The sequence below is a fragment of the Pseudooceanicola sp. DL12 genome (assembly GCF_056270665.1).
In genome coordinates, this window is record NZ_CM149884.1 from 265088 (window position 1) to 289912 (window position 24825).

At 61.0% G+C, this 24825-nt stretch carries 23 protein-coding genes and 1 tRNA gene; 11 read left to right on the top strand and 13 right to left on the bottom strand.

The features are described from left to right. Positions 1 to 15 precede the first annotated feature (15 nt). A complete protein-coding gene (locus tag AC0WR5_RS01245) occupies positions 16 to 801 on the top strand; it encodes an FAD binding domain-containing protein (protein WP_475866223.1) in 786 nt (261 codons plus the stop codon). Positions 802 to 813: 12 nt separating this feature from the next. On the opposite strand, the gene AC0WR5_RS01250 is transcribed toward AC0WR5_RS01245, so the two are convergent. The 3 genes from AC0WR5_RS01250 to AC0WR5_RS01260 form a co-directional block, all read right to left on the bottom strand. Further along, positions 814 to 2016 carry a winged helix-turn-helix domain-containing protein gene (locus AC0WR5_RS01250; RefSeq protein WP_475866225.1) on the bottom strand — a complete coding sequence of 401 codons (1203 nt, stop codon included), beginning with the start codon at positions 2014 to 2016 and terminating at the stop codon, positions 814 to 816. A gap of 1 nt (position 2017) precedes the next feature. Continuing rightward, complete coding sequence (locus tag AC0WR5_RS01255) at positions 2018 to 3043, bottom strand: LacI family DNA-binding transcriptional regulator (RefSeq protein WP_475866227.1); 1026 nt, start codon at positions 3041 to 3043, stop codon at positions 2018 to 2020. A 201-nt stretch (positions 3044 to 3244) separates the two neighbouring features. Beyond that, positions 3245 to 5620, bottom strand: coding sequence for a methyl-accepting chemotaxis protein (locus tag AC0WR5_RS01260; RefSeq protein WP_475866229.1), 2376 nt, complete (start codon positions 5618 to 5620; stop codon positions 3245 to 3247). 234 nt (positions 5621 to 5854) lie between these two features. On the opposite strand from AC0WR5_RS01260, the gene AC0WR5_RS01265 reads away from it, so the two are divergent. From AC0WR5_RS01265 to AC0WR5_RS01295, 7 genes are all read left to right on the top strand, one after another. Beyond that, positions 5855 to 5931 (top strand) — tRNA-Arg (locus tag AC0WR5_RS01265). Positions 5932 to 6233: 302 nt separating this feature from the next. Further along, entirely contained in the window at positions 6234 to 7463 is a 1230-nt protein-coding gene (locus tag AC0WR5_RS01270; protein ID WP_475866230.1) for a helix-turn-helix domain-containing protein, read from the top strand. Positions 7464 to 7624: 161 nt separating this feature from the next. Next, the gene (locus tag AC0WR5_RS01275) at positions 7625 to 7906 is read left to right on the top strand and encodes a hypothetical protein (RefSeq protein ID WP_475866232.1); all 282 of its coding nucleotides are present in this window, start codon (positions 7625 to 7627) and stop codon (positions 7904 to 7906) included. Between the two features lie 750 nt (positions 7907 to 8656). Beyond that, complete coding sequence (locus AC0WR5_RS01280) at positions 8657 to 9211, top strand: hypothetical protein (RefSeq protein WP_475866234.1); 555 nt, start codon at positions 8657 to 8659, stop codon at positions 9209 to 9211. A gap of 6 nt (positions 9212 to 9217) precedes the next feature. After that, positions 9218 to 9454 (top strand): hypothetical protein, encoded by a 237-nt coding sequence (locus AC0WR5_RS01285; protein WP_475866235.1) that lies wholly within the window; start codon positions 9218 to 9220, stop codon positions 9452 to 9454. 39 nt (positions 9455 to 9493) lie between these two features. Further along, the gene (locus tag AC0WR5_RS01290) at positions 9494 to 9847 is read left to right on the top strand and encodes a transposase (RefSeq protein ID WP_475866237.1); all 354 of its coding nucleotides are present in this window, start codon (positions 9494 to 9496) and stop codon (positions 9845 to 9847) included. Further along, a complete protein-coding gene (locus tag AC0WR5_RS01295) occupies positions 9847 to 10413 on the top strand; it encodes a metallophosphoesterase (RefSeq protein ID WP_475866239.1) in 567 nt (188 codons plus the stop codon). The genes AC0WR5_RS01290 and AC0WR5_RS01295 overlap by 1 nt, the downstream gene beginning before the upstream one ends. Positions 10414 to 10676: 263 nt before the next feature. Here AC0WR5_RS01295 and AC0WR5_RS01300 read toward each other — a convergent pair whose 3' ends face one another. The 5 genes from AC0WR5_RS01300 to AC0WR5_RS01320 are packed head-to-tail and all read right to left on the bottom strand — an operon-like array spanning position 10677 to position 17856. After that, a complete protein-coding gene (locus AC0WR5_RS01300) occupies positions 10677 to 11417 on the bottom strand; it encodes a M48 family metallopeptidase (protein ID WP_475866241.1) in 741 nt (246 codons plus the stop codon). Next, the gene (locus tag AC0WR5_RS01305) at positions 11414 to 14383 is read right to left on the bottom strand and encodes a type I restriction endonuclease subunit R (RefSeq protein WP_475866242.1); all 2970 of its coding nucleotides are present in this window, start codon (positions 14381 to 14383) and stop codon (positions 11414 to 11416) included. Before AC0WR5_RS01305 ends, AC0WR5_RS01300 begins: the two co-directional genes overlap by 4 nt. After that, positions 14380 to 15702, bottom strand: a complete 1323-nt coding sequence (locus AC0WR5_RS01310; protein WP_475866244.1) for a restriction endonuclease subunit S — start codon at positions 15700 to 15702, stop codon at positions 14380 to 14382. Before AC0WR5_RS01310 ends, AC0WR5_RS01305 begins: the two co-directional genes overlap by 4 nt. Continuing rightward, the gene (locus AC0WR5_RS01315; protein ID WP_475866246.1) at positions 15692 to 17218 is read right to left on the bottom strand and encodes a type I restriction-modification system subunit M; all 1527 of its coding nucleotides are present in this window, start codon (positions 17216 to 17218) and stop codon (positions 15692 to 15694) included. The genes AC0WR5_RS01310 and AC0WR5_RS01315 overlap by 11 nt, the downstream gene beginning before the upstream one ends. Before the next feature lie 11 nt (positions 17219 to 17229). Next, the gene (locus tag AC0WR5_RS01320; RefSeq protein ID WP_475866248.1) at positions 17230 to 17856 is read right to left on the bottom strand and encodes a restriction endonuclease subunit S; all 627 of its coding nucleotides are present in this window, start codon (positions 17854 to 17856) and stop codon (positions 17230 to 17232) included. Positions 17857 to 18025: 169 nt separating this feature from the next. Here AC0WR5_RS01320 and AC0WR5_RS01325 point away from each other — a divergent pair, with 169 nt between their 5' ends. Both AC0WR5_RS01325 and AC0WR5_RS01330 read left to right on the top strand, forming a co-directional pair. After that, positions 18026 to 18289 carry a hypothetical protein gene (locus tag AC0WR5_RS01325; RefSeq protein WP_475866250.1) on the top strand — a complete coding sequence of 88 codons (264 nt, stop codon included), beginning with the start codon at positions 18026 to 18028 and terminating at the stop codon, positions 18287 to 18289. A 138-nt stretch (positions 18290 to 18427) separates the two neighbouring features. Then, entirely contained in the window at positions 18428 to 18595 is a 168-nt protein-coding gene (locus AC0WR5_RS01330) for a YegP family protein (protein ID WP_475866251.1), read from the top strand. Positions 18596 to 19061: 466 nt separating this feature from the next. Here AC0WR5_RS01330 and AC0WR5_RS01335 read toward each other — a convergent pair whose 3' ends face one another. Then, complete coding sequence (locus AC0WR5_RS01335) at positions 19062 to 19835, bottom strand: helix-turn-helix domain-containing protein (RefSeq protein ID WP_475866253.1); 774 nt, start codon at positions 19833 to 19835, stop codon at positions 19062 to 19064. A 538-nt stretch (positions 19836 to 20373) separates the two neighbouring features. Between AC0WR5_RS01335 and AC0WR5_RS01340 the strand changes: the two genes are divergently transcribed. Beyond that, positions 20374 to 21480, top strand: a complete 1107-nt coding sequence (locus AC0WR5_RS01340; protein ID WP_475866254.1) for a tyrosine-type recombinase/integrase — start codon at positions 20374 to 20376, stop codon at positions 21478 to 21480. Between the two features lie 161 nt (positions 21481 to 21641). Here the strand turns inward: AC0WR5_RS01340 and AC0WR5_RS01345 are convergent, their stop codons facing one another. From AC0WR5_RS01345 to AC0WR5_RS01360, 4 genes are all read right to left on the bottom strand, one after another. Next, entirely contained in the window at positions 21642 to 21830 is a 189-nt protein-coding gene (locus AC0WR5_RS01345) for a YqaE/Pmp3 family membrane protein (protein WP_475866255.1), read from the bottom strand. Positions 21831 to 22224: 394 nt separating this feature from the next. Continuing rightward, entirely contained in the window at positions 22225 to 23178 is a 954-nt protein-coding gene (locus AC0WR5_RS01350; RefSeq protein WP_475866256.1) for a 2-hydroxyacid dehydrogenase, read from the bottom strand. After that, complete coding sequence (locus AC0WR5_RS01355) at positions 23175 to 23885, bottom strand: ribonuclease activity regulator RraA (RefSeq protein WP_475866258.1); 711 nt, start codon at positions 23883 to 23885, stop codon at positions 23175 to 23177. Before AC0WR5_RS01355 ends, AC0WR5_RS01350 begins: the two co-directional genes overlap by 4 nt. Before the next feature lie 36 nt (positions 23886 to 23921). Next, positions 23922 to 24818, bottom strand: coding sequence for a dihydrodipicolinate synthase family protein (locus AC0WR5_RS01360; RefSeq protein ID WP_475866260.1), 897 nt, complete (start codon positions 24816 to 24818; stop codon positions 23922 to 23924). Positions 24819 to 24825 lie beyond the last annotated feature (7 nt).

Consider the following 24825-nt stretch of genomic DNA (forward strand, 5'->3'; position numbering starts at 1 on the left):
GCAGGGAGAGAGAGAATGTACAATTTCGAATTCGTGAAACCCGCGACGGTGGAGGAGGCAGTCGCCGCCCTGAAGGAAGAGGAGGCGCAGCCGCTCTCCGGGGGGCAAACGCTGATTCCGACGATGAAACAGCGCCTGAACATGCCATCGAAACTGGTCAGCCTGCTCGGAATCGACAGCCTGAAAGGCGTCACGGCAGAGAACGGAACCGTCACGATCGGAGGGGCCACACCCCATGCCGTGGTTGCCGCAGAGGCAGGGAGCTATCCGGCGCTGGCGGCGCTGGCGGGTGGCATCGGCGACCCGGCCGTTCGCAACCGTGGCACCATAGGCGGCAGCCTTGCCAACAACGATCCGGCGGCGTGCTACCCAGCCGCAGCCCTGGCCTCTGGCGCGACCATCGTCACGGACCGGCGCGAGATTGCGGCAGATGATTTCTTCCAGGGGATGTTCACGACAGATCTGGAAGAAGGTGAAATCATCACATCCGTGCGTTTCCCCATCCCGGAGGCCGCCAGCTATCAGAAGTTCGAGCAGCCGGCGTCGCGCTTTGCCCTGGCGGGGGTATTCGTGGCGAAGTTTGCCGATGGCGTGCGTGTCGGGGTCACTGGTGCCTCGGAGGAGGGAGTGTTTCGGTGGACCGAGGCAGAGGAGGCGCTCTCGGCCGATTTTACGCCTGATCCCATTGCCGGTCTGTCGCTCTCCGGGGGTGGCATGATCAGCGACCTGCACGGATCGGGAGACTATCGCGCCCACTTGGTAAAGGTGATGACGGCCAGGGCGGTTAAGGCGGCACACTGAGGCGTGCGCAACTCAGAGCGGGGTGGCAAGCCAACCGGCTTCGAATTCCACCCGGTCGAGGCCGGCGAAGCGTCGGACTCGGTCCAGTTCTGCCTCGAGCCGCTGCAGTCTTCCGGTGCCAAAGTTCACCCCGCGCTCGGGCCAGAGGCGCGTGATACGAAGAACCTGCGCGCTGCGGTCTGCCTTCATGTCGATCCGCCCGACCAGCCGTTCCTTTTCGAGCAGCGGAAAGACGTAATAGCCGTATTTGCGCTGTGCCTCCGGCACGAAGATCTCGATGCGGTAGCAGAAGCCGAAAAGGCGTTCAGCACGGGCCCGGTCCCGCAACGCAGGATCAAAAGGCGATAGCACGCGTAGCCTGCCGGGGACCTCGGGCAGATGTGAGAGGCTTTCCAGTGTTCCAGGCCGTACCAGGGATCTGCGCAACTTCCCGTCGGCTGCGACAACGTCGACTTCCTCCAGGCGGCCAGCAGCCAGTGCAGCCGTGGCCCATGCCCTGGCCTCAGCCGGGGTAACGACATCCCAGAAGGCCGCAATCTCGCCGCTTGTCGCAAAGCCGAGGCGGTCCATGGCGGCATCGTTCAGCCAGGCGATACTCTGCGCCTCGGGCCGCGGCGGACCCATGGTGCCATAGACCCGCTCGGCCAGGTCATAATACTTGCGAAAGGACTGGCGCCGGGAAATGGCAAGGGCGCCGCTCCGCCAGAGATACTCGAGAGCGGCCTTTGACGGGTGCCAATCCCACCATCCGGTGGATTTTTCGGCCTCGGCCGCCTTCATGTCCGCCGAGCAGACCTCGCCATGTGCGGTGACGTGATCGAGAACTCTCTGCAATTCATCGAGGAAAGCCTTGCCCTGCCACCTGGGCCACCGCTGGCGCATCCGTTCGGCATCCCGTGCAAATCGCATGCGGACATGTGGCAGGAATTCCATCGGCAGAATGGCGGCGTCGTGGGTCCAATGTTCGAAGAGCGCGCGCTGCCTTTCCAGCAGCGGCGCGAGGTTGGCAGGCCGGTAGGCGGAACGCCGCGAAAAGAGGATCATGTCGTGGGCACGTGCGACAGTGTTCACGGAATCGACCTGCACGAAGCCGAGCCGGTGGATCAGGCCGAGCAGATCTTCGCCCTTGCCGGGGCCCGATGGGGGCGTGCCAAGTTCATGTCGATGCAGGAAAAGCCGGCGGGCAGAGGCGTTGCTGAGAACCGGCAGGCTCACGTCAGCCCATCCGCAGCGTGTCGCCAAAGTTGATGCGCGGGCTCAGTTCGATCTTGCCGGCTGGGGGCTGGTCGGGGGTGGCCGCGCGTTCGAGGATGATTTCCGCGGCCTTGCGCCCGATTTCATCGCGGCAGGAATCCATCGTGGCCAGCTTCTTTGGCAGGCCTTTAAGCAATTCCACGTCGTTGAAGCCGGCGAGGCCGATCTTTTCCGGAATGTCATAGCCCTGCTCCATCATCCAGAGCAGCCCCCCCGCGCCGACAATGTCGTTGGAATAGTAAAGACAATCGAGATCAGGACGTCGGGCCATGATCTTTTGAGTCATTTCGCGACCTTTCCCAAGGGCAGAGCCCTCGGAATAGAACTCGGTTTCCGATATTTCCACGCCGCTCTTGGCGAGCGCCTGGGTGAACCCTTCGAAGCGCTTGCGCGCGCGGTGATCCGCACCGAGCTTGGTGCCGAGGAAGCCGATCTTGCGATAGCCAGCCCGCAGGATGGCGCGGGCCATTTCACGGCCGGCGCGACGATGCGAGATACCGACGGCAGAGTCGATCGGGGTGCCGTCGGTATCCATGATCTCTACCACAGGGATCCCGGAGGCCTGCAGCATGGCACGGGACGCATCGGAGTGTTCCAGCCCGGCTATGATCACGCCGGAGGGACGCCAAGAAAGCATCTCGTAGAGAACTTTCTCTTCCTTTTCAGGGAGGTAGTCCGTAACGCCCACGACGGGTTGCAGCGGCGAGGTTTCCAGGACGCGGGAGATGCCGCCCATGACCTCCGGAAATACCATGTTGGACATGGAAGGGATGATCACGGCGACGAGGTTGACGCGCTGGCTGGCCAGGGCGCCGGCGATCTTGTTTGGCACATATCCCATGCGCTTGGCAGCGGTCAGAACCTTTTGTCTGGTCGCTTCGGATACATCGCCCCGGTTCCGCAAAACTCTGCTGACCGTCATTTCCGAAACACCGGATGCTTCGGATACATCGCGGAGGGTCAAGGGCCGGGTGGGAGGTTTGGTCACGGGCGCATCCTGTTGCTATTGCCCGATGCTAGCCCGTGGGATGGAGCCTCTTCAAGCATCGTTAACGCGAATGGGCAGAATGTCCCTTCGCAAGGTGTTGATGCTCTTTTGAAATGGCCGGATCCAACCGACTTTTTTATTGCCGGTCCGCCTGGCGGCCTTCTGGTTCGGCAGTCAATGTCGGCAGCCGAAATTCTGTCATCAGAATTCGGCCCAATCGTCGCTGTGCGGAGCATCGCGCTGCGGCGCGCCGTTTGCGACAGCTTTCACCTTCGGGGATGCCTGCGCCACGGCCTGACCCGTGCCAGAGGAGGGGCGGAATCCGGCATTTCCGTCACATTTGAAGGACTGGGAGATGCGAATGAGCTTGTCAGCCTCGTTGACCATGACCTTGCCGGTGCCATGCACCTGGGAGGCAACCGCCGCATTCTTCTGGGTCACGCCATCGAGCTGATCGACGGCGGTATTGATCTCCTGCAGGCCAGCGGATTGCTCCTGGGCGGCGGCGGCAATGGAGGAGACGGCGTCGGAGACCTTGTCGAATTCACCGATCAGCGTCTCGAAGGATTTGCCGGCCCGTTCGACAAGGTCGACCCCGCCGGCAACGTTCTCGGCGGCCTCCTTGATCAGGCCGTTGATTTCCTTGGCGGCCTCCGAACTGCGCTGTGCGAGCGCCCGGACCTCGGAGGCGACGACGGCAAAGCCCCGGCCTGCCTCGCCGGCGCGCGCGGCCTCGACCCCGGCGTTCAGGGCCAGCAGATTGGTCTGGAAGGCAAGATCCTCGATCACGGAGGTGACCTGGGTGATCTTGTTCGAAGACGTGGCGATCTTGTCCATGGCGACCATGGCGCGGGCGACGACCTCGTGGCTCTTGGAGGCGTCCGCCTTGGCGCGGTGCATCACGGCATCGGCCTCGCTGGCGGAATCTGCCGTGGTCTTGACCGAGGCCGAGAGCTGGGTGATGGCGGCGGCGGTTTCTTCAAGGTTTGCGGCCTGTTCGATGGCCCGCTGGCTCAGGTCGTTTGAGGCATTCTCGACCCCTTGCGCATTGCTGTCGATCTCGTTCGCCGCGCCGACCAGATCGGAGATCGTCTCGTTCAGTTTCGCCACAGCCGTGTTGAAGCCATTGCGCAGGCCTTCGTAATCCGCGGCGAATTCGGTGCGGATGACGTTTGTCAGGTCACCTTCGGAGAGCTTGGAGATCGCCGAGGTCAGGTGTTCGACCACCAGCTGCTGATCGGTCGCCTGTCGCATCTGCACTTTGGTCTGTGCCTCGGCCGTGGCCAGCTTCTGACGCAGGTTCTCCAGGTTGCGGGCCAGTTCGCCGACGTCTTCGCGGCGGTTGGTCATGGGGATTTCCGTCTCGAGGTCGCCGCCGGCGACACCACGGATCGATGCGCCGATGATACCGAAGGGGCGCGCCATGGATCGGCCGATCCACACGCCGAGCACGGTGATCACGGCCGCGAGGACTCCGAACTGAATCATCAGCTGGTCACGCTGTTCGTTCAGCGGGTCGAGCGCCTCGGCACGATCCTGCTCCATCACCAGCGCCCAGTCGACACCCGGGAAATCGATCTCCTGCGAGAGCGCTTCGATCATCGTCCCGTCAGAAAGTTCCTCGGTGTGGAAATCGCTCGCCTCCCCATTGAAAACGTTCAGCAATTCGGCGGAGACCTCGACCGGTTCAAGGGTCTTCGGGGTATTGGGGCCGCGCATGTCGGAGCGCAGGCGGCCATCCTTGCCGACGATAAAGGCCTGTCCGGTCCGGCCGAGGCCCTCGCTCGCCGATGTGATTTCATTCAGGTGATCGGCCGGCATCTGATAGACGAGCGTGCCCATGGGGGCGCCGCCACGGTCCATGACGGGAGTGGCGATAAAGCTGGCCGGGGCGCCGTTGCTGGGCGCGTAGGCCTCGAAATCGGTCAAGGCCGTCTGACCGAGCTCGAGCTGCATGGCCTCCGCGTGGGCCCGGGCCAGCGGCGTGTCCTTCCATGGGCCGGTGGTCAGGTTGGTGGCATAATCGCTCTCCTTGAAGACGGAGTAGACGATGTTGCCGTCGCCATCGATCAGAAAGACATCGTAGTAGCCGTGCCGTTGCAGCATATCGCGGAAATAGGCGTGGTACTTGCGATGCACCGCATCGTATTGGCTGCCGGTATCTGCCTGATCCAGCGCGTCTTTCTGGCCGACCGGGTTTGGATTTTCAGTGATATACGCGGTTTGCAAGCTTCCCGTCGGATCGTCGCCGAGGCCGGCCCAGGCGAGGCGGAAACTGTTCAGGGCAGAACCGATGGTGGGGTTCTGCGACTGCGATTCGATGTCAGCCGTGATGGTGTTGAGCAGAAGCTCGATCGCGGTGGCGCGGGCATGCAGAGCCGTGGTGAACTTGTTGGCAATCTCGTCGCGCAGGATCTGCCGCCCGCCGAGATAGGCATTTACACCGAGGACGCCGGAGGCAACGAGGCTGCTGAGCGTGATGATCAACGGTAGTTTGGTCGCCATCCGCATGTTCTTGAAAATGCGGAGCGAAAACGTGCCGCGACCTGCCTTCTGGTCGCTCGTATCTGCTGCCATTCCCTGTGTCCTCGCAAACAAATCGCGGCCACGTCGGGCCATATGTCGGGAGTGCCAGGGAGCAGACCTCCATGACACGCTGTTGCGGGAGTCATGGCAGTGATCGTTTAAAGACAGCTTAAGTGAAGGACTTTAACCATTCGTAGCCGTGGCGAACCGGCCTGCAAGCTGCCGTGCGAATTGACGAATTCCACCGATGACAACCCTTGCTTCAGCCGTTAAGAGGAACGCGGCGGCCCCGTGGCTCAACTGGATAGAGCAGCCCCCTCCTAAGGGGCAGGTTGCAGGTTCGAATCCTGCCGGGGTCACCACTTTTCAATTTTATATCAGATGCTTGCGCGCTTCTGGAGCGCGCATCCTGCAGCTTCTTGCAGGATTTTCCGGCGGTTTTCGGTGCTGGATCGAAGGCATCCCGTACAAAACCCGTACAGTCGGACCGGGCTGGCTCTGATTCAGCTGGGAGATGGGCAAAGAAAAACCTCGGTCCGGCGGCAACCGAAACCGAGGCAAATTCAAAAGCAGGCACGAAATTCTGCTTCCCCAAGTATAGCGCATCTAGCCGCCCTGTCACAACGAAAATCCTGTGGGCCGACCTTCCCGATGGGAGGTTCGCATGACGCATGTGTTGACGCATCGCGGTCTGCCGGACGGGATGAACCGATGGGACCTCTACGGCCTCTTGGTCAAGGCGGCGAAGCACTTCGGTCTGACCGATACGATGCTCAAGTACCTGCGCTTCGCGATTTCCCGGACACAGGATCAGGATTATGCGGCAGGCAGGATCTGCGCACTGTGGCCCTCGGTTTCGGAAACGGCATCGCAGCTAGAGGCGGACCCGCGCCAGATTGCCCGGGCCGAGGCGCGCTTAGCGGAGCTGGGCTTCATCGTGAAATCCAGCGCAGCGCGGTGTCGGCGCTACGGCGTCAGGTCGGAAAACGTCATCCGCTATGCCTTCGGCATCAACCTCGCCCCGCTCGTGGATCGGGCCCGCGAGATCGAGATCGCCGCGCGAAAGGCCTGCTTCGAGAAGGAAGAGGCCAAGCGCTTGCGCCTGCACATCCCCAAGCTTCTGGAGCAGGTCCGAACCTCCGGGGACGCTTCCGCCGAGGAGGCCGCGGAAATGATCCTGCCATCTCGGCGCCCCTCCCGCATCTGGCGCTATGCTCGGCTGAAAGAGATCGCCGACGCGCTGGAAGCGTTGATCGAGACGTTCGCCGACGCGTCTGTGGCAGTGGAAATGTCCGACCGGTGCGACGCGGATGTCGCACCCAGGGAAGGTAGAAAAACAAACTCAAAAAGAAGTAGCAGCGGGCAGCCCGAACCCCGGCTAACCCCGGCGCAGTTCTGCATTCTCGCCAGCACAGGCTTCGAAGATGCGGTTCGGCAGTATGCGCCTCCCGGTGCGCCGCCGGATTGGCGCACGATCCCCGCCTCGGCAAAGGATTGGGCGCAGGTACGGGGCATCCCGGTTGGTCTCTGGCAGCGGCAGGTCGACTGCCTCGGTCCGGAGAAGGCGGCCATCTGTCTTCTCGTCGCAGATCGAAATGCAGAGCGGGTCGGCAGTGTGCATCAGGTCGATGACCTTCGCCGCGCGTTCCTGGGCCTGGCGCGCAACACCGCTGCGCGTGGTTCCGCACTTCACGGTTTGGTCGGAGAGCTCCAAGGCTTGCGGCGTCAATTGCACGACCGCGCCACCATGCCCGACGCTTCAGGTCATGCGCCGCGGAGTGGTGGTGAGATCGCCTCCCACACGGCAGGCGAACCACCGCTTCGCAGCCGCCAGCGGCGGCTCCCAGAGGCAACGGTGCAGGTGTTCCGCGAAATGTCAGAGGGGGCCGAGTGATGGTCACGGGACGGAAATCAAGTTCACCCACGTCTTGCGACGCGGGAACAGGCGAGGGGGCTGCGCCCCCTTCGAACCCCCCTGCAGTTTCAGGAGCCAAGTATGCCGAGCAGTTGTCCCGATCGATCACCTTCCGGGTGTCCCAGTTTGAGAAGGACGCATTGGATGACATCGCGCGTCAGGCCCGCCGGCCTCTAGCGGAGCTGCTGAGAGAGGCCCTGGGGATGGTGACGTCCGGCCACCGCACCAACATCCCCATGGCGCCGCCGGACTTGATGCGGGCCGTCGCTCGCATCGAGGCCGACATGGATGAGGTCACGCGCGTTCTGCGGGCGGCCGAGGCAGATGGCAGCTATCTGGACCGCCTGGCGATCCTGAGCCTGCTGGTCGCCATCGATCGGAAGCTGGGCAAGCTGGCGCACCGGCATTGGAGCTGGCGATGATGGTCAAGTTCTTCGACCATGGTCAGGGCGAGGCCGCTCCTGCGGTGAAGTACCTTATCGAGGAGGTGGTGGTAGACTACGACCAGTACCGCCAGCCCAAGCGCGACGCGGCTGGCAGGATCAAGCGTGTGCGCCGCTCGATCTCGCCCGAGGTTCTGAAGGGGCACCCGGAGCGCATGATCGACCTCGTGGATGCTGTGCCGCATCGCTGGCGATACAAGTCCGGGGTGTTGAGCTTTGCCGCCGAGGATGCTCCGACAGAAGCGCAGCAGCGCCAGATGATGGAGGCGTTTGAGGCCTTCGCTTGCCCGGGCCTGGCCCATGACAGCTATCGGATGTTGTGGGTTCGCCATCTGCACGCAGGTCGCGTGGAGTTGCACTTCCTCATGCCGCGGATGGAGCTGCGGACGGGAAAGTCCCTCAACATCGCGCCGCCGGGTCACGAGCAGTCGTTCCTGGCTTTCATGGATTTGCATAACCGCCGGCATGGCTGGGCCGATCCCATGGACCCGGCGCGGGCACGCGACGTGAAGACCATCACAGAAGCGCCAGAACGGGCGCAGACACGAGAAGCGGTCCACGAGTGGGTGAAGGAGCAGGTCGGTCTGGGGGCGATCCTTGACCGCGACACGCTGCTCGAAGCTCTCAAGGGCGTCGGTTTCGCCATCCCAAGAGCGGGAGACGATTTCGTGACCGTCGCTGACCCAGACCAGCCAAAGAACAAATGGCGTTTGAGAGGAAGGTACTTCTATGACGACTGGACCGCAGATGCAGCTCAGCCCCCGCATCCGACAGAACATGGAGCAGATGCTGGAGGCTCAGCTCGACTTGCTGCAATCCCAGTTGAAGAGCTCGAACGACGTGTTGCGGAAGACTGCGCAAAGCGCCGCGCGTACAATCTCGGACGATTTGGAGAGCCTTCGCGACCTGTCCCGCAAGAGCACCAGGGACCTGAGGGACGAGGTGGCGCAGCGAAGGGTCGAAATCGAGAGCCTGATGCAGGAGCTGGAGCAGCATCGCCTGAGGCACGGCAAGATCGTGACGGGGAGGGTGGTGGCCCTGATCCTGTCGGGGATCGCCCTCGCCGGGGTGATGGCGGCCTTCAGCGCGTTCCTGGGCGCGAAGGTGGCGACATTGCCGCCGCCCAAGCCACCGATCCAGCTGATCCCGGAGCAATTGACGGGCAGCCGGACTATCCGTGGCGTCGGCGGCCTGGGACAGATGATCGTCCTGCCGCCAGGACTATCGCCCGCAAGCTGCCCGATCGGCGCTGGAACGAACCGCATCTGCCTGAAGATGGAGTGATCCCCGATGACCCTGACACCGCTCGAGAAAGAGTTGCTCGCCTGCGTCGAAGAATTGGAGAAGAGCGTCTTCGCGTGCATGCAGCGGCAGCTCGAGCAAGAGAAGGCGCTCGCCGACTTGCGGAGCGAGTTGAACGCCTCGTTGTCGACCTTACACGGCTCCTTGGAGGCCGGGCGCCGGCCGCCGGAACGGACCGAGCTAGAGGAGCGCAAGCGGACCGGGTTCATTCGCAGACGCCGCTGACAGCAGGCACCGAGCCAGAGCAGTGAAAGTGGAAAATAAATGACAGCGAAAACTGTGCGGGGGAAAGCGGCAAGACCTTCATACCCGGCCGAGACAAGGGCAAGCGCGGTCCAGGAGGTCTTGGATATTCAGGATAATCACCCGTCTCTCTGGGCTGCCGTCTCTGAGGTGGCGCCACGCGTCGGCTGTGCGCCGAAGACCTTGCTGGAATGGGTTCAGGACAGTGGTCTGTTAGAGACCGTTGATCCAGTGCTTCTGTCCAACCGGAAGCGCCTCGCTGCGATGTCGAAGGCCGAGCTTGAGCTGGAGAACCAGCGGCTGCGCGCCGAGAACGACGTGTTGCGACGGGCCTGCCTGATCTTCGCCCGCGGCCCGGCGGGGGGAAGCTTCTGATGGCGCATTGGTACACGGCGGACCTGCATTTCGGGCATGAGGCGATCATCGGTTTCTGCAAACGTCCGTTCCGCAGCGCCAGCCATATGGACGGCGCGCTGCTAGAGAACCTTTGGTCCAAGGTCGGCCCAGAGGACGATCTATGGATCGTGGGTGATTTTGCCTGGGGAAAGCGATTTGACGATGAGGCCTGGCTAAACGGCATCTTTCAGCAGCTGCCGGGTGGGCGGCGTCATCTGGTCATCGGCAACCATGATGGCGCTGCGACACGTGCGTTGCCTTGGGACAGTATTGGCCATCTCGCTCAAGTGGAGGACGCGCCAAAGGAGCCGCCTCTAACTCTCTGCCATTACCCCATGATCACCTGGGAGCACGCCCGGCGTGGCGCTCTACAACTCTTTGGTCACGTTCATGAGAATTGGGCAGGGACGCGGAACGCGGTGAACGTTGGGGTAGATGTCTGGGACTATTGTCCGGTGCAATTCGAGGCGATCAGCCGTCGTGCGCGCAGTCTTCCAGTGAACTCACACTGGAAAGACGCCGAGCCGAGGTCCGCCGGTGTTTAGAAGCCTCTGCTCTACGAAACTCCGCCGAAACGACGATCGGCACTCCTGGCCCACTGCTGCCATTTGCCAAGGAGCCATCGCCGCGGTGCAGCTTCACCAGACCGGCCATTCATCCATGGCGCAGCATTTTCGGAGGATGAAGGTCGCCAACGCGGACGCCAGCGCCCAAACTCTGCAGGCCGCCACCTTCGAGCAATTCCTCATCAACCGCGCGCGTAACAAGTACCTGATTTCGCATGAGCAACGCCTCGCAGATCGACGCCCTACCAGATTAGCCGGTGACCGATTTTGTCCAGACGGCTAATGCGACTTTCATAGTCGGGCATAATCGTTTCGAGCGAGCGCCAGAACCGATGGGAGTGGTCGTGATAAAGAATGTGGCAGGCTTCATGTGCTATGACATAGTCAATGAGTGATGCAGGTGCCATTACTAGCCGCCAGTTCAGTCTTATTTTTCCATTCTTGTCGCAACTTCCCCATCGCTTTGATTGCTCAACTACCAGCATCCGCGGGGTGTCAATTCCAAGCGTCGAACTTACTGCACCGAGCCTTTCCGGAAACCGCCTCTTTGCCTTCTCGACATACCATTGGCGCAAACCAGAGCGGATTGACGCGCGGCGGATAAGATAGTGCTGATGTGGGAGAACTGGCGCTACAAGGGTTTGTCCACGCGCAGAAACTCGTGTCACGACAGCGTTCGGATCTTCAACAACTCGCAGCCGATAAGGTCTTCCAAGATAGTGGAAGCTTTCACCGCTAACGAACTCCTTTGGCTGCGTCTCCGAAGCCAATTCCCGATAATCCGCAAGCTTTTTGATTACCCAGGGTGCCTTTTTTCGGACATACGCCGCCACGTCCTGGTCAATCATATCAACTGGCGCAAGAACTCGAATTCCATCAAAGCCCACTGAAATAGCGATGGTTTTTCGGCGCGCAGTCCGTTCCAGTCGAAAGCTGATATTCTCGCCGCCATAACTGATATCGTGCTTTTCGATTTGTCTCATTTGGCAAATCGCGCTCTGGCCACATCCATAATCTTTGCAGTAGATGCTTCCATTGCCTGAAAATCAGATTGCGCGGCGCGCAGATGCTCTTTGATCTTACGCCGCATCTGGCGTTGAACATCTTCTTTCATGTGCCAGTCGATCACTTGTGTCATGGCTTCTAGGTCTGTCGCAATGCTAGATGCGATTTCTCGGCGCGTGTCAGCATCCAAATCAGGCCGGAACTCTATCAAAGGAAGGATGGCACCAGACGTGCCCGACAGGCGCATGCCGCCTGCATCACTACGCAGCTCGGCGGAGCGCGTAGCCATTTCTTCCAATCGAGCTAGATGGCTAGCAGCGCTGACACGATCAGTTCGCCGGCGTGAAATGAGTTCCTCGAGCTCTTCCCAAAGTGAAGAGTAGGCTGTTGGGTTTTCATCTCGATGGACATGTATTTCATGGCGTATCGCATGCTCGATCCTCGCGGCCTTGGCCTCGTCGGAATGAAGCTCGGCCACACTCCGAAGGAATGCAGGATCAAGAATGTCCGTAGGCTGAAGCAGTTGTTCCACGCCTTCTGATTGAAGATGTGATGTAATGAGTTCACCCACCTTTGCGCCATAGGGGCGAGCGTCAAACCGCTCGTCGCTGAACGTTCGGCGAGCTGTTGCGCGAATTCGAGACAGCCACTTAAGATCAGCCAAATATGGTTCTTCCAATGCCTTGGGGTCGGGAAGAACCATATCAAATGCTTCCGCAAAGCGCTGGAAGTCTAATTCAAAGCGGGCACGCACATCCTCCGGCTCGAGCAACAGGACGCAAGCCTCTTCGTCTTTGCGATCGACATTATCGAACAGGCGCATTGCGGCGCGATGGCGACTTTCAAGAAGTTGGTGCTTTTCCGAAGCAGGACGCATTGCCGAAAGGACACCATCATCCTCTGAGAACATTTCGAGTGCTTCAGAGATACGTTGATTGTCGCCCCAATAATCTACAACCAAGCCATATTTCTTACCGTCGGCAGTTCTGTTAACGCGTGCGATTGCCTGCAGCAAAGTATGCTCTCGCAACGGTGCGTCGAGATAAAGAACCTGCTCGATTGGGGCGTCGAACCCCGTCAGCAACATATCGCAGACGACAAGGATTTTCAGAGGGTCATTCTTCCGCTTGAACCGGGCAATCAGGTCCTCACGTTCTCTCTTGGAATGATGATGTCGTTGCAGCCGGGCGCTATCGTTGTTCGCGGTCGACATTATGACGGCACATTCCGGAGCGCCAAGATCACGAAGCGTTTCGACGTAGGTGACCGCTACGTCTCGACTGACCGTCACGATCTGCGCTTTAAACCCATTCGGCTCAATTGTTTCGCGGTAGTGCTCGAGTATATCTCGGCAGATCATCCGGACGCGTTCTTCGGCACCAGCTAACTTTTCCTGCAAACGAGTTCCGCGCTTCAGTTTCTGGATTTCTTCGTCGCTCAATTCGGGAAAGGAAAGTCGGATTGCGGATTCCAGTTCTACGCCGTGGACGCGCATGCGGGCATCCCGCATTTCATAGTAGATAGGTACCGTCGCCTCGTCTTTGACAGCTTGGTGGATCAGATAGCGATGGATGTAGTCGCCAAAGACGCGACGCGTCGCCCGGTCTTTCTTGTCGATAGGCGTTCCGGTGAAGGCGATCATGGTGGCGTTCGGCAGGCCTGCGCGCATCCGAGCCGCGAGCGCACCATATTGCGTACGGTGCGCTTCATCGACCATGACGAAGATGTTCGGGCTGTCCGAAATGACATCCGTCCGCTTCGGTACAGCCGACTGGAACTTGTGGACGGTCGTCAGTACGGTCGTACCTGCCCCGCCTGACAAAAGCTCTCGCAGTTGTTCACCGCTTTCAGCCTGGGCGGGATTGGGAAAACCCGCGCGTTGAAATTGACCGGTGATCTGGCCATCCAGTTCTGTCCGGTCCGTCACGATAACGAGTCGTGGGTTTTCCGCCTCCGGCAAGCGACGAAGCTTTATCGCCAAAAAGACCATTGTCAGCGACTTACCAGAGCCCTGAGTATGGTGGATGACGCCACCACGTTTGTCTGGCCGCGAAGCGGTCCGGATACGCTCGATGGTCCGGCCCACCGCCACATATTGCTGGTAGCGGGCGATCTTCTTGATCCGTTTGCCGTCAATGGTCTCGAAGATGATGAAGTTGCGCACCAGATCGAGCAGGTTTTCAGGCGCAAGCATGCCAGCCAGGAGGGAATCCTGCGGTGTCGGTGTGCGGCCAAGGCGCGAGGCAAGTGCATCGCTGCTCAATGGATAAGGATCGCGCCAGTCCGCCCAGAACCGCGTCGGCGTCATTGTTGTGCCGCTCTTGGCGACATCGCGCGCGAGCGCGAGTGAAATCTGCGACACCTCGAACAGACGCGGCGCGCCCAACCCTTGAAACTCGTCCCGCCCCTCATAGCGACGGAACTGGCGAAGTGCGTCACCGATCGGGTCAGAGAGGCCCGGCGATTTGCACTCGATGACGACGAGCGGGATGCCGTTCACATAGACGATGATGTCGGGGATAATCTCCTGTCGCGGGCCTTTGATCGTGACCTGGCGCGCGAACTCGAACCTGTTCTTCTCGACGGTTTCAAAGTCGAAGTAGCGGACGCTCCTGTCCTGCCTGCGCCCGTTTGCATCGGTGTGCGGCAAGGTAATGCCATAGGTTAGCGCCGTGTGGACCTTTTCGTTGGCGTCGATCAGATCGATGGCCGACACGCGCGCGATGGCGGCGATGGCGCGGCGGATTCCATCGTGGTCAATCCAAGGGTTGAGCGCCTGCAGCTGCGTTTCCAAGCGACGGGTCAGCAAGACATCGGTCGTGCTTTCCCTCAGCCTGGATACGTCAGCGGGCAGCAGTTCACCATAGTCGAACAGGACCCGTAGCAGGTCTGCAGCCGGGTCTTCGACAAACTCGATTTCCAACCGATCGCGGGATGAGCTCATGCCGTCACCGCCTCAGACGTCTTGCCGGTTGGCAGTACGTTCTCGAAGCGGGCAACCATGCTGGCAGGCAGGCGCAGACGGCCAGAAAGCAACTCCTGCGCAAGCGCGGCGTGCGTGTTTTGCAGCTCTGCCAAAGATTGCTTTTCGGCCTCAATGCGCCGATCAAAGGCCTCACCGGTATCGGCGATCTTTTCTTGCTCTGCCTTGGGCGGTAGTAGGATTTGCAGTCGCTTGAATGTGGGCATGTAGATGGTCTGGTGCGTGCTTCCCGCCTGAAGGCGATCCCATTCCCGCTTCATATGCCGGAAGACCTGAACCAGATAGCGAGGATCAAGCTCTGATCCGCAAACCCAGTTGGCGAAGTCCTGACTGGTTGCCATTTCAACGCCCAGTCGACACGCTTTGCCAACAGTCGCCGTTCGGGAAAAGATCACCGTATCAACGGGAAGGATGCGGGCAGACGAATTCTTGATCCCCTTTTCGGTCACCTGTTCCAGCGTGCTCTCAATGGTCAGTTGGTCGAGCGCATCGGTATCACCCAGAGACAGCCATGGAGTGGTTCCACCCCAGTATTCGGGCTTGTCCCGATTTGGTGTGTGGCCACTTTCCAGCTTTGCCACGCTGGTGAGTCGGACAAGCTTCCAGTCCTTGGGGATCTGCTCGACGTCTTCTGCGATCCGTCCAAGAACCCAGCGTTCCGGCAGCGGTTTCAAAGCCGCGTTGTCCCGGCGCGTGCCCGTCGTCAGCAATTCACGCATGACGGCCTTCTTGGTCTCGCCAAGTGTACCGATCAGCTCCCGCTTGCGCGCAATCGCATCCTCGACGGACTGCAGGACTTCGGCTATGGCCAGCTGTTCAGGGTATGGAGGCAAGAACACAACGATTGCCCCAAAGTCAGAGAACGACGTGTTCTTTCGTTTACCTTCGAGGTTGCCACCTTGGCTGAGCGCTTCGTATCGCCCCACCATTCGAGGAAGCCTTATCAAAGTCTCCAGGTAACAGGGATCGACGTTCTGCTCATGTACGAACACGTTGTAAGCGGGACTAATCATACCAGGTGCGCCGCCATGGAAACGGCCCACAGCACCATAGTACATGGCCATGGGGGCCATTGCGAATTGTCCAGGGCGGATGACCTTGTACCGGGAAACATCCGCGCTCGCGATCTCTTTTCCATAGGTATCCGACTGCGGAACCACCCCACCTTTGGTCACGCTAAGTAGGGGCAATCGAGGACCGTTTCCGACGGGGGCCTCGATTTCCTGACAAACCTCTCGGAGCCTGATTTCCTGCCAACCTTGCGGGACCTCAACCGACATAGCCCATCTCTTTCAGCAGTTCATTCATGCGGGCTTCAGCATTGTCGCGGGCTTTCTCGGCAGCCCAGAGTTTGCCCAGTTCGGCTTTTACGTCGATCGGCTTTTCAGGCTCCAAAGTGTCGATGTAGCGAGAGATGTTAAGGTTGAATTCGTTGTCCTCGATCTCGGACATGGGCACGATGCGGCTGAACCGCTCGGTTCTAATTCGCCCGCGATATGTATCGACAATCGTCTGGATGTTCCCGGGGGTCAGAACGGCCTTTTTCCCACTGTCATCGGCTTCTTTCGCGGCATGCACGAAGAAGATGTTCCCTTGATGCTCCGGCGCTTTGTTACGGTTGAGGATCAGCACGATGGCTGGAATACCGGTGCCCGCGAATAGGTTCTCAGGCAGGCCGATGATCGCCTCGATCAGGTCTTCTTCCAGCAGCGCCTTGCGGATGCGCCCGTCGCCTGACCCGCGAAACAACACGCCATGCGGCATGACCACACCGCACATGCCGTCCTTGTTCAGGGTTGAGAGCATGTGCTGCACAAATGCATAGTCGCCGATGTTCTTGGCCGGGATGCCGTACTTGAAACGGTTGAAGCTCGCTTTCTCACCTTCGCCACCCGCCTCTTCCGCGCCCCACTTGTCGAGCGAGAAGGGCGGGTTGGCGATCACCCGATCATAGAGAATGAGATTGCCGTCGCCATCCAGCAAGCGCGGGTTGCGGATCGTGTCGCCTTTTTCGATCCGGGCATCGCGCAGGCCGTGCAGCAGCAGGTTCATCTTGGCGATGGCCCACGTCCCCAGATTGCGCTCTTGCCCATGCAGCGTGACGTTGATCGGCTCACCCAAGCGCTTGCCCTGCTTGGAGCCGACATATTCCGCGCATTGGATCAGCATACCGCCCGAACCGCATGTCGGGTCACAGATACGCATGCCCGGTTCGGGATCGAGCAACTGCACGATCAGATTGACCACCTGGTGAGGGGTATAGAACTCGCCGCCCTTCTTGCCCGCGTCGTCCGCGAAATATTCGATCAGATACTCATAGGCCCGCCCGAGCATGTCCGGTTCGGACAACGACCGGTTGGCGAGGTTGATGCGAGAGAAATGGTCGATCAGGCCAGCAAGGACGACTTCCTTGTTCTTGGGATCGCCCAGCCGCGACTCGCTGTTGAAGTCGATGTTTACCAGAACGCCCTCAATGGCAGGATTGGCATCTTCTAGTGCTTCGCAGGCCTTGTTGAGGGATTGGCCGATTTCGACGGTTGTCTTCTTGATGTTGTCCCACCGCGCGCGCTCGGGCACGAAGAACTCGTGCTCGTCAGGGTCGTTGTAGGCGATGTCTTCCGGCAGGCCGTCGCGGATACGCTCCTGCGCCTCCTCTTCGAAGCGGTCCGACAGGCGCTTGAGGAACAGAAAGCCAAGGATGTAGACCTTGTAGTCCGAACTGTCGATCGACCCACGGAGGTAGTCTGCAGCCCGCCAAAGATGATTGTTCAGCGCATCGCGCGTCAGTTTTTCCATTTCTATCTCCCTCAATTCATTCCGCCGAAGAGCCGCTGGTTCAGCAGCTGGCGAGCGATGTCGCGCCGTAGCTCCGCCGCACGTATTGCGTTCCTGTAGGCGTCGCGCGCGTCAAGCATCAGCGCCGCGATGCGATGTTGTTCATCCATAGGCGGAAGGTTCAGCTCCAACCGTTTCAAGTCCTTGGCTGACAGGGACAGCAGCGTGGTCGAGCCCCGACGAAGCAGTTCGATCTTGGGGCGGTACGCCTCGCTAGAAAGCAGAGCATAGAGAGCGGCCCCAATGATGCTTCCCCGCGGACGCACGACGATAATGTTGCTACTTGCAACCGCCCCTTCTGTTTCTTCTCCGACCAGGCCAAACTTCATCGCGGTGCCCCGGCCTGTCAGAAGTGTGTCGCCGGTTCGCACGCGGTAGTTTTCTGCGCGTTCCGGCTTATCGAAGCCAACCGTGTCGAGTGTGCCTATCGGTGTTACGGCATCGTCCACGAGGTCTCGGACGCCAATCATCGGCAACTGCTCGCCATCACGCTGCACAGCCTCCTCGCGAGAAACACCCACTCCCGCAAACACCTCTGCAACATCGCCAAGGCGCACGGCGGCGGCATCAATCCTCGGTTTCTTCATGTTCTCTTTCATGAGAGCTGATGTCGCACATGGAGATACGTAGGTCAATACGGTTCATGCTTATGGCAAAACCGTAGTCTCATACATTTTTTCGTAGGCCAAAAAAAATGGAGTTGAATTCCGAATCTGAGTCTGCCATATACATGATGTCCAGCCCGATCTGGACACAACTGAAACAGCTATGGAGTACAACATGGCAACACGCGCTGAGCCCAGCGGGCTCAAACTCACCGCATCAGATGCGGCCCTCATTCGCGGAATGGTTCGCCGTGGCGATCGCCACCACGACATTGCAGCTTTCTTCGGAGTGAACCAAGGAAGGGTCGCGGAGATCAAGGACGGAACCCGGTTCCCGGGGATTCCCGCCGCTGACGAAGAGGAACTGCCGCCTCAGGGGCCGTATCTGACCCCGAAGGTCGCATGGATGGAAAACCGGCTGCTGTAACAGCCGGTTTCCAAAAGGGGGGCGAAGCCCCGCTAGCAAATATGCTTGAACACCATGTTTCTAGCTGGCCCCTCGATCACAGTCAACGGCCTGAAGCTTCGTCAGGCCGCCAACTTAGCCCCGAGGAGGGCAATCACCATGTTCGAGGTGTTGAAAGCATCTACCGGTTACTTCTGGCGCCTGAAGGGTGGCAACGGAGAAATCCTGTGCCACTCCGAGGTCTATACGACCAAGCAGTCGGCTGAACGCGGGGCGGAAACTGCCAAGCGGATTGCGCCGAGCGCGAACGTCGTCGATCGCACCTAAGTAAAGCCTAACACAACACCCCGCAGCCTTTCGGATGCGGGGTGTTTTTTGATTAGGCTGTGACACTTGACTGTCAGTTTCATTCCGCCGCCAATGAGGGCGTCATAGTGTTCCATAGCGTTTGCGTGCCCTACGCGTCTACGCAGGCCTCCATTCCTTGTGCTAGGCAGATGTCGGCACTGTGAGCTGGATACAGTTCGTGCCGCTGATCGCGATCGCGCAGCTGAGTTTCCGCACCTTAGTGATTGTCGAAGGCCATGGGCTTGCCGGGATCGTCGGGATGTTTCTCAGCCTCGCGCTCGCGGTGCGTTGCTCATATGGCTGCTTCAGGCGGAGACCGCGACCGCGCCGCTGCATCCGCCAGCTCTCCGCCCTTGTTTGCGCCTTGGCGTCATGTAGCGCCTAAGGCCTAGGGAGCCGATTTGCAGATCGAGTTGGTTTAGGGAGCGGTCTCCACCATTCGGGACTATTCGAGGTCTTTTTTCCTTGCGTCACGACTCCGACGCTCTGCGCGACGCTCTTCCTCATGACGCTCTTGCAAGAGTTCTTCGATGGCATCCAATCCCCAGCCGCCCTCTCGATACCAGCGGTCAAGGTTGTCCCACTCTTCCGCAACGCGCTTGGGGATCGATGTCGTCTCCTCTGCGCCAAGTTCGCTGACCTCACCTGCGATTTCTCGAGCAGGCGCCTCAGCATCAACAGGCAAATAGAGATCGTGCTCGGAAAGAAGCGTCATGGCCTCGTTGTAGCGATCAATGACTTTATCGCGAGCTTCAGCCCAAACAGGATCGCGGCGAACGTTGAGCAGGTCATGCATGTCGACGTCTCCGCGTGCCAAAATCTGTAGGAGTAGGGAACTCGGCATGTCGCGCTCTCCACTTTCGTAGCCGCGATAGGTTCTTACAGAGCAGCCCAGCTCTTCTGCCATCTGATCTTGGGTGAGGTCGCGGCGACCGCGGTATTTGCGAAGTCCCTGACTGACGCTCATTTCGCTTCGCCGGCGGATGCGTTCAAAGGTTCGAGCCTCTTCCGCCTCTTCGTGTCGCGCGCTCTGAGAGCGCTCGATCTGCTTTCGCCTGATCCAACCCTTTTGCTGTGCCGACATGCCTGGACGAATCACCAAATTGTCCTGGTTCGGGTCGGGCTTGAACTGGAATGGCATTGAACGTTCTTTCATCAAATCGAAAACCTGCCAGATCTTGCCGCTTTTTGGCCTCCTGAGAAAACGTAATAATTTCATTTGCTTGACCGATTTTCGCGGGCCATGATCTTAGCGGAAAAGCGGTTTGGAGGCGCAGATGAACGATACATTTGAGAACGCAGTCACGCCAGAGATTTGGTGCGAGCGGCTGCGCTCACAGGGGGCAGAGGTCTCAGCGCGCGTTTTGCGGGCGAAGGCTCGTTCCTGCGGCCACTACTACGCCCTCGGTCGTGTCATGCTGCTATCAGCAGAGCATGTCGAGGCGATCCTATCCGTCGAAGGAGCCCAGGTTCGCAGAGGTGGGCAAGCTATCAGGACTTGGTCCCGTGGGAAGTGATTTTGATCGAGAACACGATCCAGCCATTCGCCCAGAGGAGGCCCGATGTGGTTCGGCCATTCTGGACGCAGGCAAGTCACCTGCAGACTGGGTTTCCTGGTTGCAGGAGTACCGCCAGATCAACATCGCTGAGCGAACGTTGCGGGAGAAGGCGAACCGCTTGGGGGCGTGCTTTCGGATCGGCAATGCCATGATCATCACCCCCGACCAGATCGATGAAATTCTGACGGAGGATTGGAAGTGCCGCTCGAACCGTACCTCAGAGGCAAGGTCTATTGGGTCAAAGGCTGGATCGAATACAACAGTCGCCCGATCGCCGGCCCATATCGACAAAGCACGAGATCGACTTCGGAAGCTGGCGCGCGGGACTGGATAAGCGAAGAAACCGAGTTGCAGATCCGCAAGCACATCGTCGGCGAGGAGCGGGCGCTTCGCTTCGCGGATGCAACCGAACTCTACCAGCCTGACAGTAGGAGTGCCCGCCAACTATTACCGATCCTCGATGAGATCGGTAGTTTACCACTCGCGGCCATTACCGGGCGCCTGCTGAAGAACCTCGGTCCGAAACTACGCCCGAACGCGTCCACGGATACTTGGTGGCGGGAAATCGTGACGCCAGCGCGGGCGGTCATCAACAATGCGCACGAGCTGAAGGGGACGCCACTGCTGCGCGTGCGTCGCTACGACCAGTTCGAGCGCAACGCCCAGGACAAGCGCCGCGGCAAGACCAGTCGTGTTGAGCGGGTTCCGGCAACACGGGCCTGGATTGACGCCTTCTGTGCGGAGGCCGATCCGTACAATGCTGCCATGGCGCGCTTCATGTTCGAAACGGCCGCTAGGATCGATCAGGCTGTTTCTCTGACCCCGGACGACCTGCGCCCGGAGAAATGCCAGGTACGGGTCAAAGCTCAGAAGGGACATCCGGAAAGCTGGATAACCGTCTCGTCGGAAATGATGGAGGAGCTGCAGGAGTTGCGTCCCAAGCGTCCCCGCAACCGCAGGACTGGGGCGATGTTGCAGCCGCGGGTCTTCGGGTACGCCAGCTCGACCGGTTACAACAACCGATGGAAGACGATCTGCCGCCGCGCGGGCATTCCGTACCTCTCGGCTCATGCCGCGGGACGGCACGGATTCTTCACCGAGCTGGTCATACGTCAGGGCGTGGACCCTGTTACTGCGGCGCGGGCGGGCCGGTGGTCCGATGCCAATCTGCCGATGAGCATCTACGCCCATCCGGAGAGCGATGAGGCCGACATTCGGGCGCGTTTTCGTACACGGTCCGTACAGACGGACTCGTCGAATAATGATAACCTACAGAAAGAAAAAGGAGAAGCGGGCAATGAATAACACCCTCCTAAGGGGCAGGTTACAGGTTCGAATCCTGTCGGGGTCACCAGTTTTTCCGTTTTGATCGCACCGCATCCAGGCGTGGTGCGGCGTGGGAAAACGGCCGGGGAGGGGCCCGGCCGTCTTGGGAATCTTCGCTTTTATCGTTTGAAAACCGCGCCTTATTCGAGGCGGGAGGCGGCGATCTTCTTGTCGGTGTTGTACTGGCTGAGCGCATAGACGGCCCAGATCGCTGCGGGGATCCAGCCGATCAGGGTGATCTGCAGCAGCAGGCAGAAGATGCCCTGGAACGGCTTGCCGATGGTGAAGAAGACGGTGAAGGGCAGGAAAATCGCCAGGATCAATCGCATGATAGTACCTTTGGACCTGTTAGAGTTTTGAATTAATTGACTTTTGTTCTTTGGTGGGTGGCGGCCGCGGAGGCTGTTCCGAGGGGGATCCGCTCGCCCTGAAGGGGATAGAATCCCCCGCTTTCGGGATCAACTGCCCCGGCGGTAAGGCACCCTGTGACCCCCAGTTTAAGCGATAAATCGCCTTTGTGCAGCCTGTGGTTGTGCGTTTTTGCAAGTGCCTGAAAAGGCCCGATCCCAACGTCGGTATTACGTCGGTATCGCGTCGGTATCACGTCTGTGCGGCTTCGAACTCTGCACCCGCGCACGGATGTGCACGGATGCAGAGGCCGGAGACGTGGAGGCCAGAGACGTGGAAGTCAGAGACGTGGAGGCCGGAGAGGGAGAGGAAGCCTCAGGCGGCCTCGGGGAAGAGCGGCGTGAGCAGCGGGGCGCCGGCGAACCAGGCGGCGAGATTGTCGACCACGAGCTGGGCCATGGCATCGCGGGTCATCACCGTGCCGCTGGCGTGATGCGGCGAGAGGGTGACATTGGGCAGGGCGGTGAGCGCTGGGCTGGGCGCGGGCTCGCCGCGGAAGACATCGAGACCGGCATGGCGCAGCCGGCCCTGCGAGAGCGCGGCGATGAGCGCCGGCTCGTCCACCACGCTGCCACGGGCGATGTTGATCAGGGTGCCCCCGGCGCCGAGCGCCTCGATCACCTCGGCGCTGACGATGCCGTCATTGGCCGCGCCGCCGGGCAGGGCCACCATGAGCACGTCGCACCATTCGGCGAGATCGAGGGCGCTGGCGAAATACTGGTAGGGCAGATCGCGCGGGCTGCGGGTGCAATAGCCGATCTGCAGGCCGAAGGGTTCGGCCCGGGCGGCGATGGCGGCGCCGATGCGGCCAAGGCCCAGCACGCCGAGACGCTGACCGCGCAGCGCGGTGGTGAGCGGGAAGGGCCCGCGCTCGGCCCAGTCGCCGCTGCGCACCCAGGCATCGGCGGCGACCATGCGCCGGTGGCTGGCGATCAGCAGGCCCATGGCAAGATCGGCCACGTCATCGGTGAGCACGTCGGGCGTATTGGTGACGCGGATGCCGCGCGCCCGGCAATACTCGAGGTCGATGGCATCGGTGCCGACGCTGGAGGTGGCGACGATCTCGACCGCGGGCAGGGCCGCGAGCAGCGCGCGCGAGGCGCCGACGCCGCCGGTGGTGACGACGCCGCGCACATCGGGGCCGACCCGCGCCAGCAGGGCATCGGGGTCATCGGCCTGATCGAACCGATGGAGTACGTACGATTTTTCCAGAACTTCCATCTGCGCGGGGCGGATGGAAGAGGCGACGAGGATTTCGGGTGTGCTCATCGGTTTCTTGCCTTTCTCCAGTCTGCGAAGGCGGCCTGGTGCTCTTCCCGGGTGCAGGGATAGAGGCCGATGATGGCGGCGCCTTCCTTGACCCGCTCTACCACGAAATCCTCGTAGGCTGTCATCTCGACGGCCTCGTCGGCGACCTCCTCGGCCATTTCGGCGGGAATGACGATGACGCAATCGGCATCGCCCACGATGATGTCGCCGGGAAAGACCGGCGCATCGCCGCAGCCGATGGGCTCGTTGAGGGCGATGGCCTCGTTGTTGGTGAGGTTCGTCGGCGAGGAGGGGCGGGTGTGATAGGCGGGAATGTCGAGCCCGGCGATCACGGCGGCATCGCGGAAGCCGCCATCGGTGACCACGCCGGCGCCGCCGCGCATCATCAGCCGGGTGATCAGGATGTCACCGGCCGAGGCGGCATCGGCCTGCTTGCGGCTGTCCATCACGAGGACGTGGCCCGGCGGGCAGGTCTCGATCGCGACGCGCTGGGGGTGCTTCGGGTCGCGGAAGGCGGTGAGCGGGTTGCGATCCTCCCGGGCGGGTATGTAGCGCAGGGTGAAGGCGGGGCCGACCATGTTCTGCCCCTTCCAGCCGAGCGGGCGCACGCCCTGGATCACCTGGTGGCGCAGGCCGCGCTTGAAGAGGGCGGTGGCCAGGGTCGCCACGGAGACGCCCATCAGTTTTTCACGGGTAGCTTCGTTCATCGGGTCTCCTCCTCGGGACGCCAAAGTCGGGTGGGATCAGATCAGGCCGTTGCCCTGCAGGAAGGCGGTGAGCCTGCCCTGCTGTGCCTCGGTCAGGGGCCAGGCCGAGGGCGGGCGCGTCGGGCCGCAGTCGAGCCCGGTGGCCTGCAGCGCGGCCTTGACCCCGGTGACATTGGTGCCGTTGAGCTCTTCCGCGCGGATGTCCTCGAAGGCCTGCATCTCGGCGATCAGGCGGTTGGCCTCCGGGTAGTTGCCGCCCTCCAGCGCGGCGTGGATCGCCATGGAGCGTTCCGGCCAGACGTTGATCAGCCCGGAGGTGAAGCCGCGGGCGCCGACGGCATAGAGGGCGGGGGCCCAGACCTCGGCCAGGCCACCGACCCAGACGATTGCGGGATCGCAGGCGGATTTTGCGGCGGCGAGCTTCTGGGGATTGGGGGTGGCCCATTTCACGCCCTTGACCCCGGGCAGGGCGCAGAGATCGGCGATGGCGCCGGTGCCGATGGCATCGTTGCGCAGGTAGAGCATCATCGGCAGCCCGCCCGAGGCCTCGGCGATGGCGCGGACGTAATCGACGGTGCCGCGCGGCGAGACGAAGGGATCGGGCGGCTGATGGACCATCAGCGCCGTGGCGCCGGCATCGGCGGAGGCGCGCGCCAGGGTGCAGGCATCGCGGATGCCGCGGCCGACGCCCGCCAGCACCGGGGCGCGGCCCGCGACGAGCGCGCAGACCTCGCGCGCCATGGTGCAGGCCTCATCGGTGGTGAGGGCGTAGAATTCGCCGGTGTTGCCGTTGACCACGGGCATGTGCATGCCGGCGCCAAGGGCGCGGTCGAGGATCGGGGCGAGCCTGGCCGGGGCGATCTCTCCGGCCTCGTCATAGGGGGTGACGAGGATGCCCGAGATGCCGGTGAGGGCCTGGTCGAGGGTGAGCATGGCGTGT

Bases quoted from the DNA above. Each gene is read 5' to 3' on its own strand.
- AC0WR5_RS01245 (WP_475866223.1), top strand. From the start codon at position 16: ATGTACAATTTCGAATTCGTGAAACCCGCGACGGTGGAGGAGGCAGTC.
- AC0WR5_RS01260 (WP_475866229.1), bottom strand. From the start codon at position 5,620: ATGGCAGCAGATACGAGCGACCAGAAGGCAGGTCGCGGCACGTTTTCG.
- AC0WR5_RS01270 (WP_475866230.1), top strand. From the start codon at position 6,234: ATGACGCATGTGTTGACGCATCGCGGTCTGCCGGACGGGATGAACCGA.
- AC0WR5_RS01280 (WP_475866234.1), top strand. From the start codon at position 8,657: ATGACGACTGGACCGCAGATGCAGCTCAGCCCCCGCATCCGACAGAAC.
- AC0WR5_RS01285 (WP_475866235.1), top strand. From the start codon at position 9,218: ATGACCCTGACACCGCTCGAGAAAGAGTTGCTCGCCTGCGTCGAAGAA.
- AC0WR5_RS01290 (WP_475866237.1), top strand. From the start codon at position 9,494: ATGACAGCGAAAACTGTGCGGGGGAAAGCGGCAAGACCTTCATACCCG.
- AC0WR5_RS01295 (WP_475866239.1), top strand. From the start codon at position 9,847: ATGGCGCATTGGTACACGGCGGACCTGCATTTCGGGCATGAGGCGATC.
- AC0WR5_RS01300 (WP_475866241.1), bottom strand. From the start codon at position 11,417: ATGAGACAAATCGAAAAGCACGATATCAGTTATGGCGGCGAGAATATC.
- AC0WR5_RS01305 (WP_475866242.1), bottom strand. From the start codon at position 14,383: ATGAGCTCATCCCGCGATCGGTTGGAAATCGAGTTTGTCGAAGACCCG.
- AC0WR5_RS01310 (WP_475866244.1), bottom strand. From the start codon at position 15,702: ATGTCGGTTGAGGTCCCGCAAGGTTGGCAGGAAATCAGGCTCCGAGAG.
- AC0WR5_RS01315 (WP_475866246.1), bottom strand. From the start codon at position 17,218: ATGGAAAAACTGACGCGCGATGCGCTGAACAATCATCTTTGGCGGGCT.
- AC0WR5_RS01320 (WP_475866248.1), bottom strand. From the start codon at position 17,856: ATGAAAGAGAACATGAAGAAACCGAGGATTGATGCCGCCGCCGTGCGC.
- AC0WR5_RS01325 (WP_475866250.1), top strand. From the start codon at position 18,026: ATGGAGTACAACATGGCAACACGCGCTGAGCCCAGCGGGCTCAAACTC.
- AC0WR5_RS01330 (WP_475866251.1), top strand. From the start codon at position 18,428: ATGTTCGAGGTGTTGAAAGCATCTACCGGTTACTTCTGGCGCCTGAAG.
- AC0WR5_RS01335 (WP_475866253.1), bottom strand. From the start codon at position 19,835: ATGAAATTATTACGTTTTCTCAGGAGGCCAAAAAGCGGCAAGATCTGG.
- AC0WR5_RS01345 (WP_475866255.1), bottom strand. From the start codon at position 21,830: ATGCGATTGATCCTGGCGATTTTCCTGCCCTTCACCGTCTTCTTCACC.
- AC0WR5_RS01350 (WP_475866256.1), bottom strand. From the start codon at position 23,178: ATGAGCACACCCGAAATCCTCGTCGCCTCTTCCATCCGCCCCGCGCAG.
- AC0WR5_RS01355 (WP_475866258.1), bottom strand. From the start codon at position 23,885: ATGAACGAAGCTACCCGTGAAAAACTGATGGGCGTCTCCGTGGCGACC.
- AC0WR5_RS01360 (WP_475866260.1), bottom strand. From the start codon at position 24,818: ATGCTCACCCTCGACCAGGCCCTCACCGGCATCTCGGGCATCCTCGTC.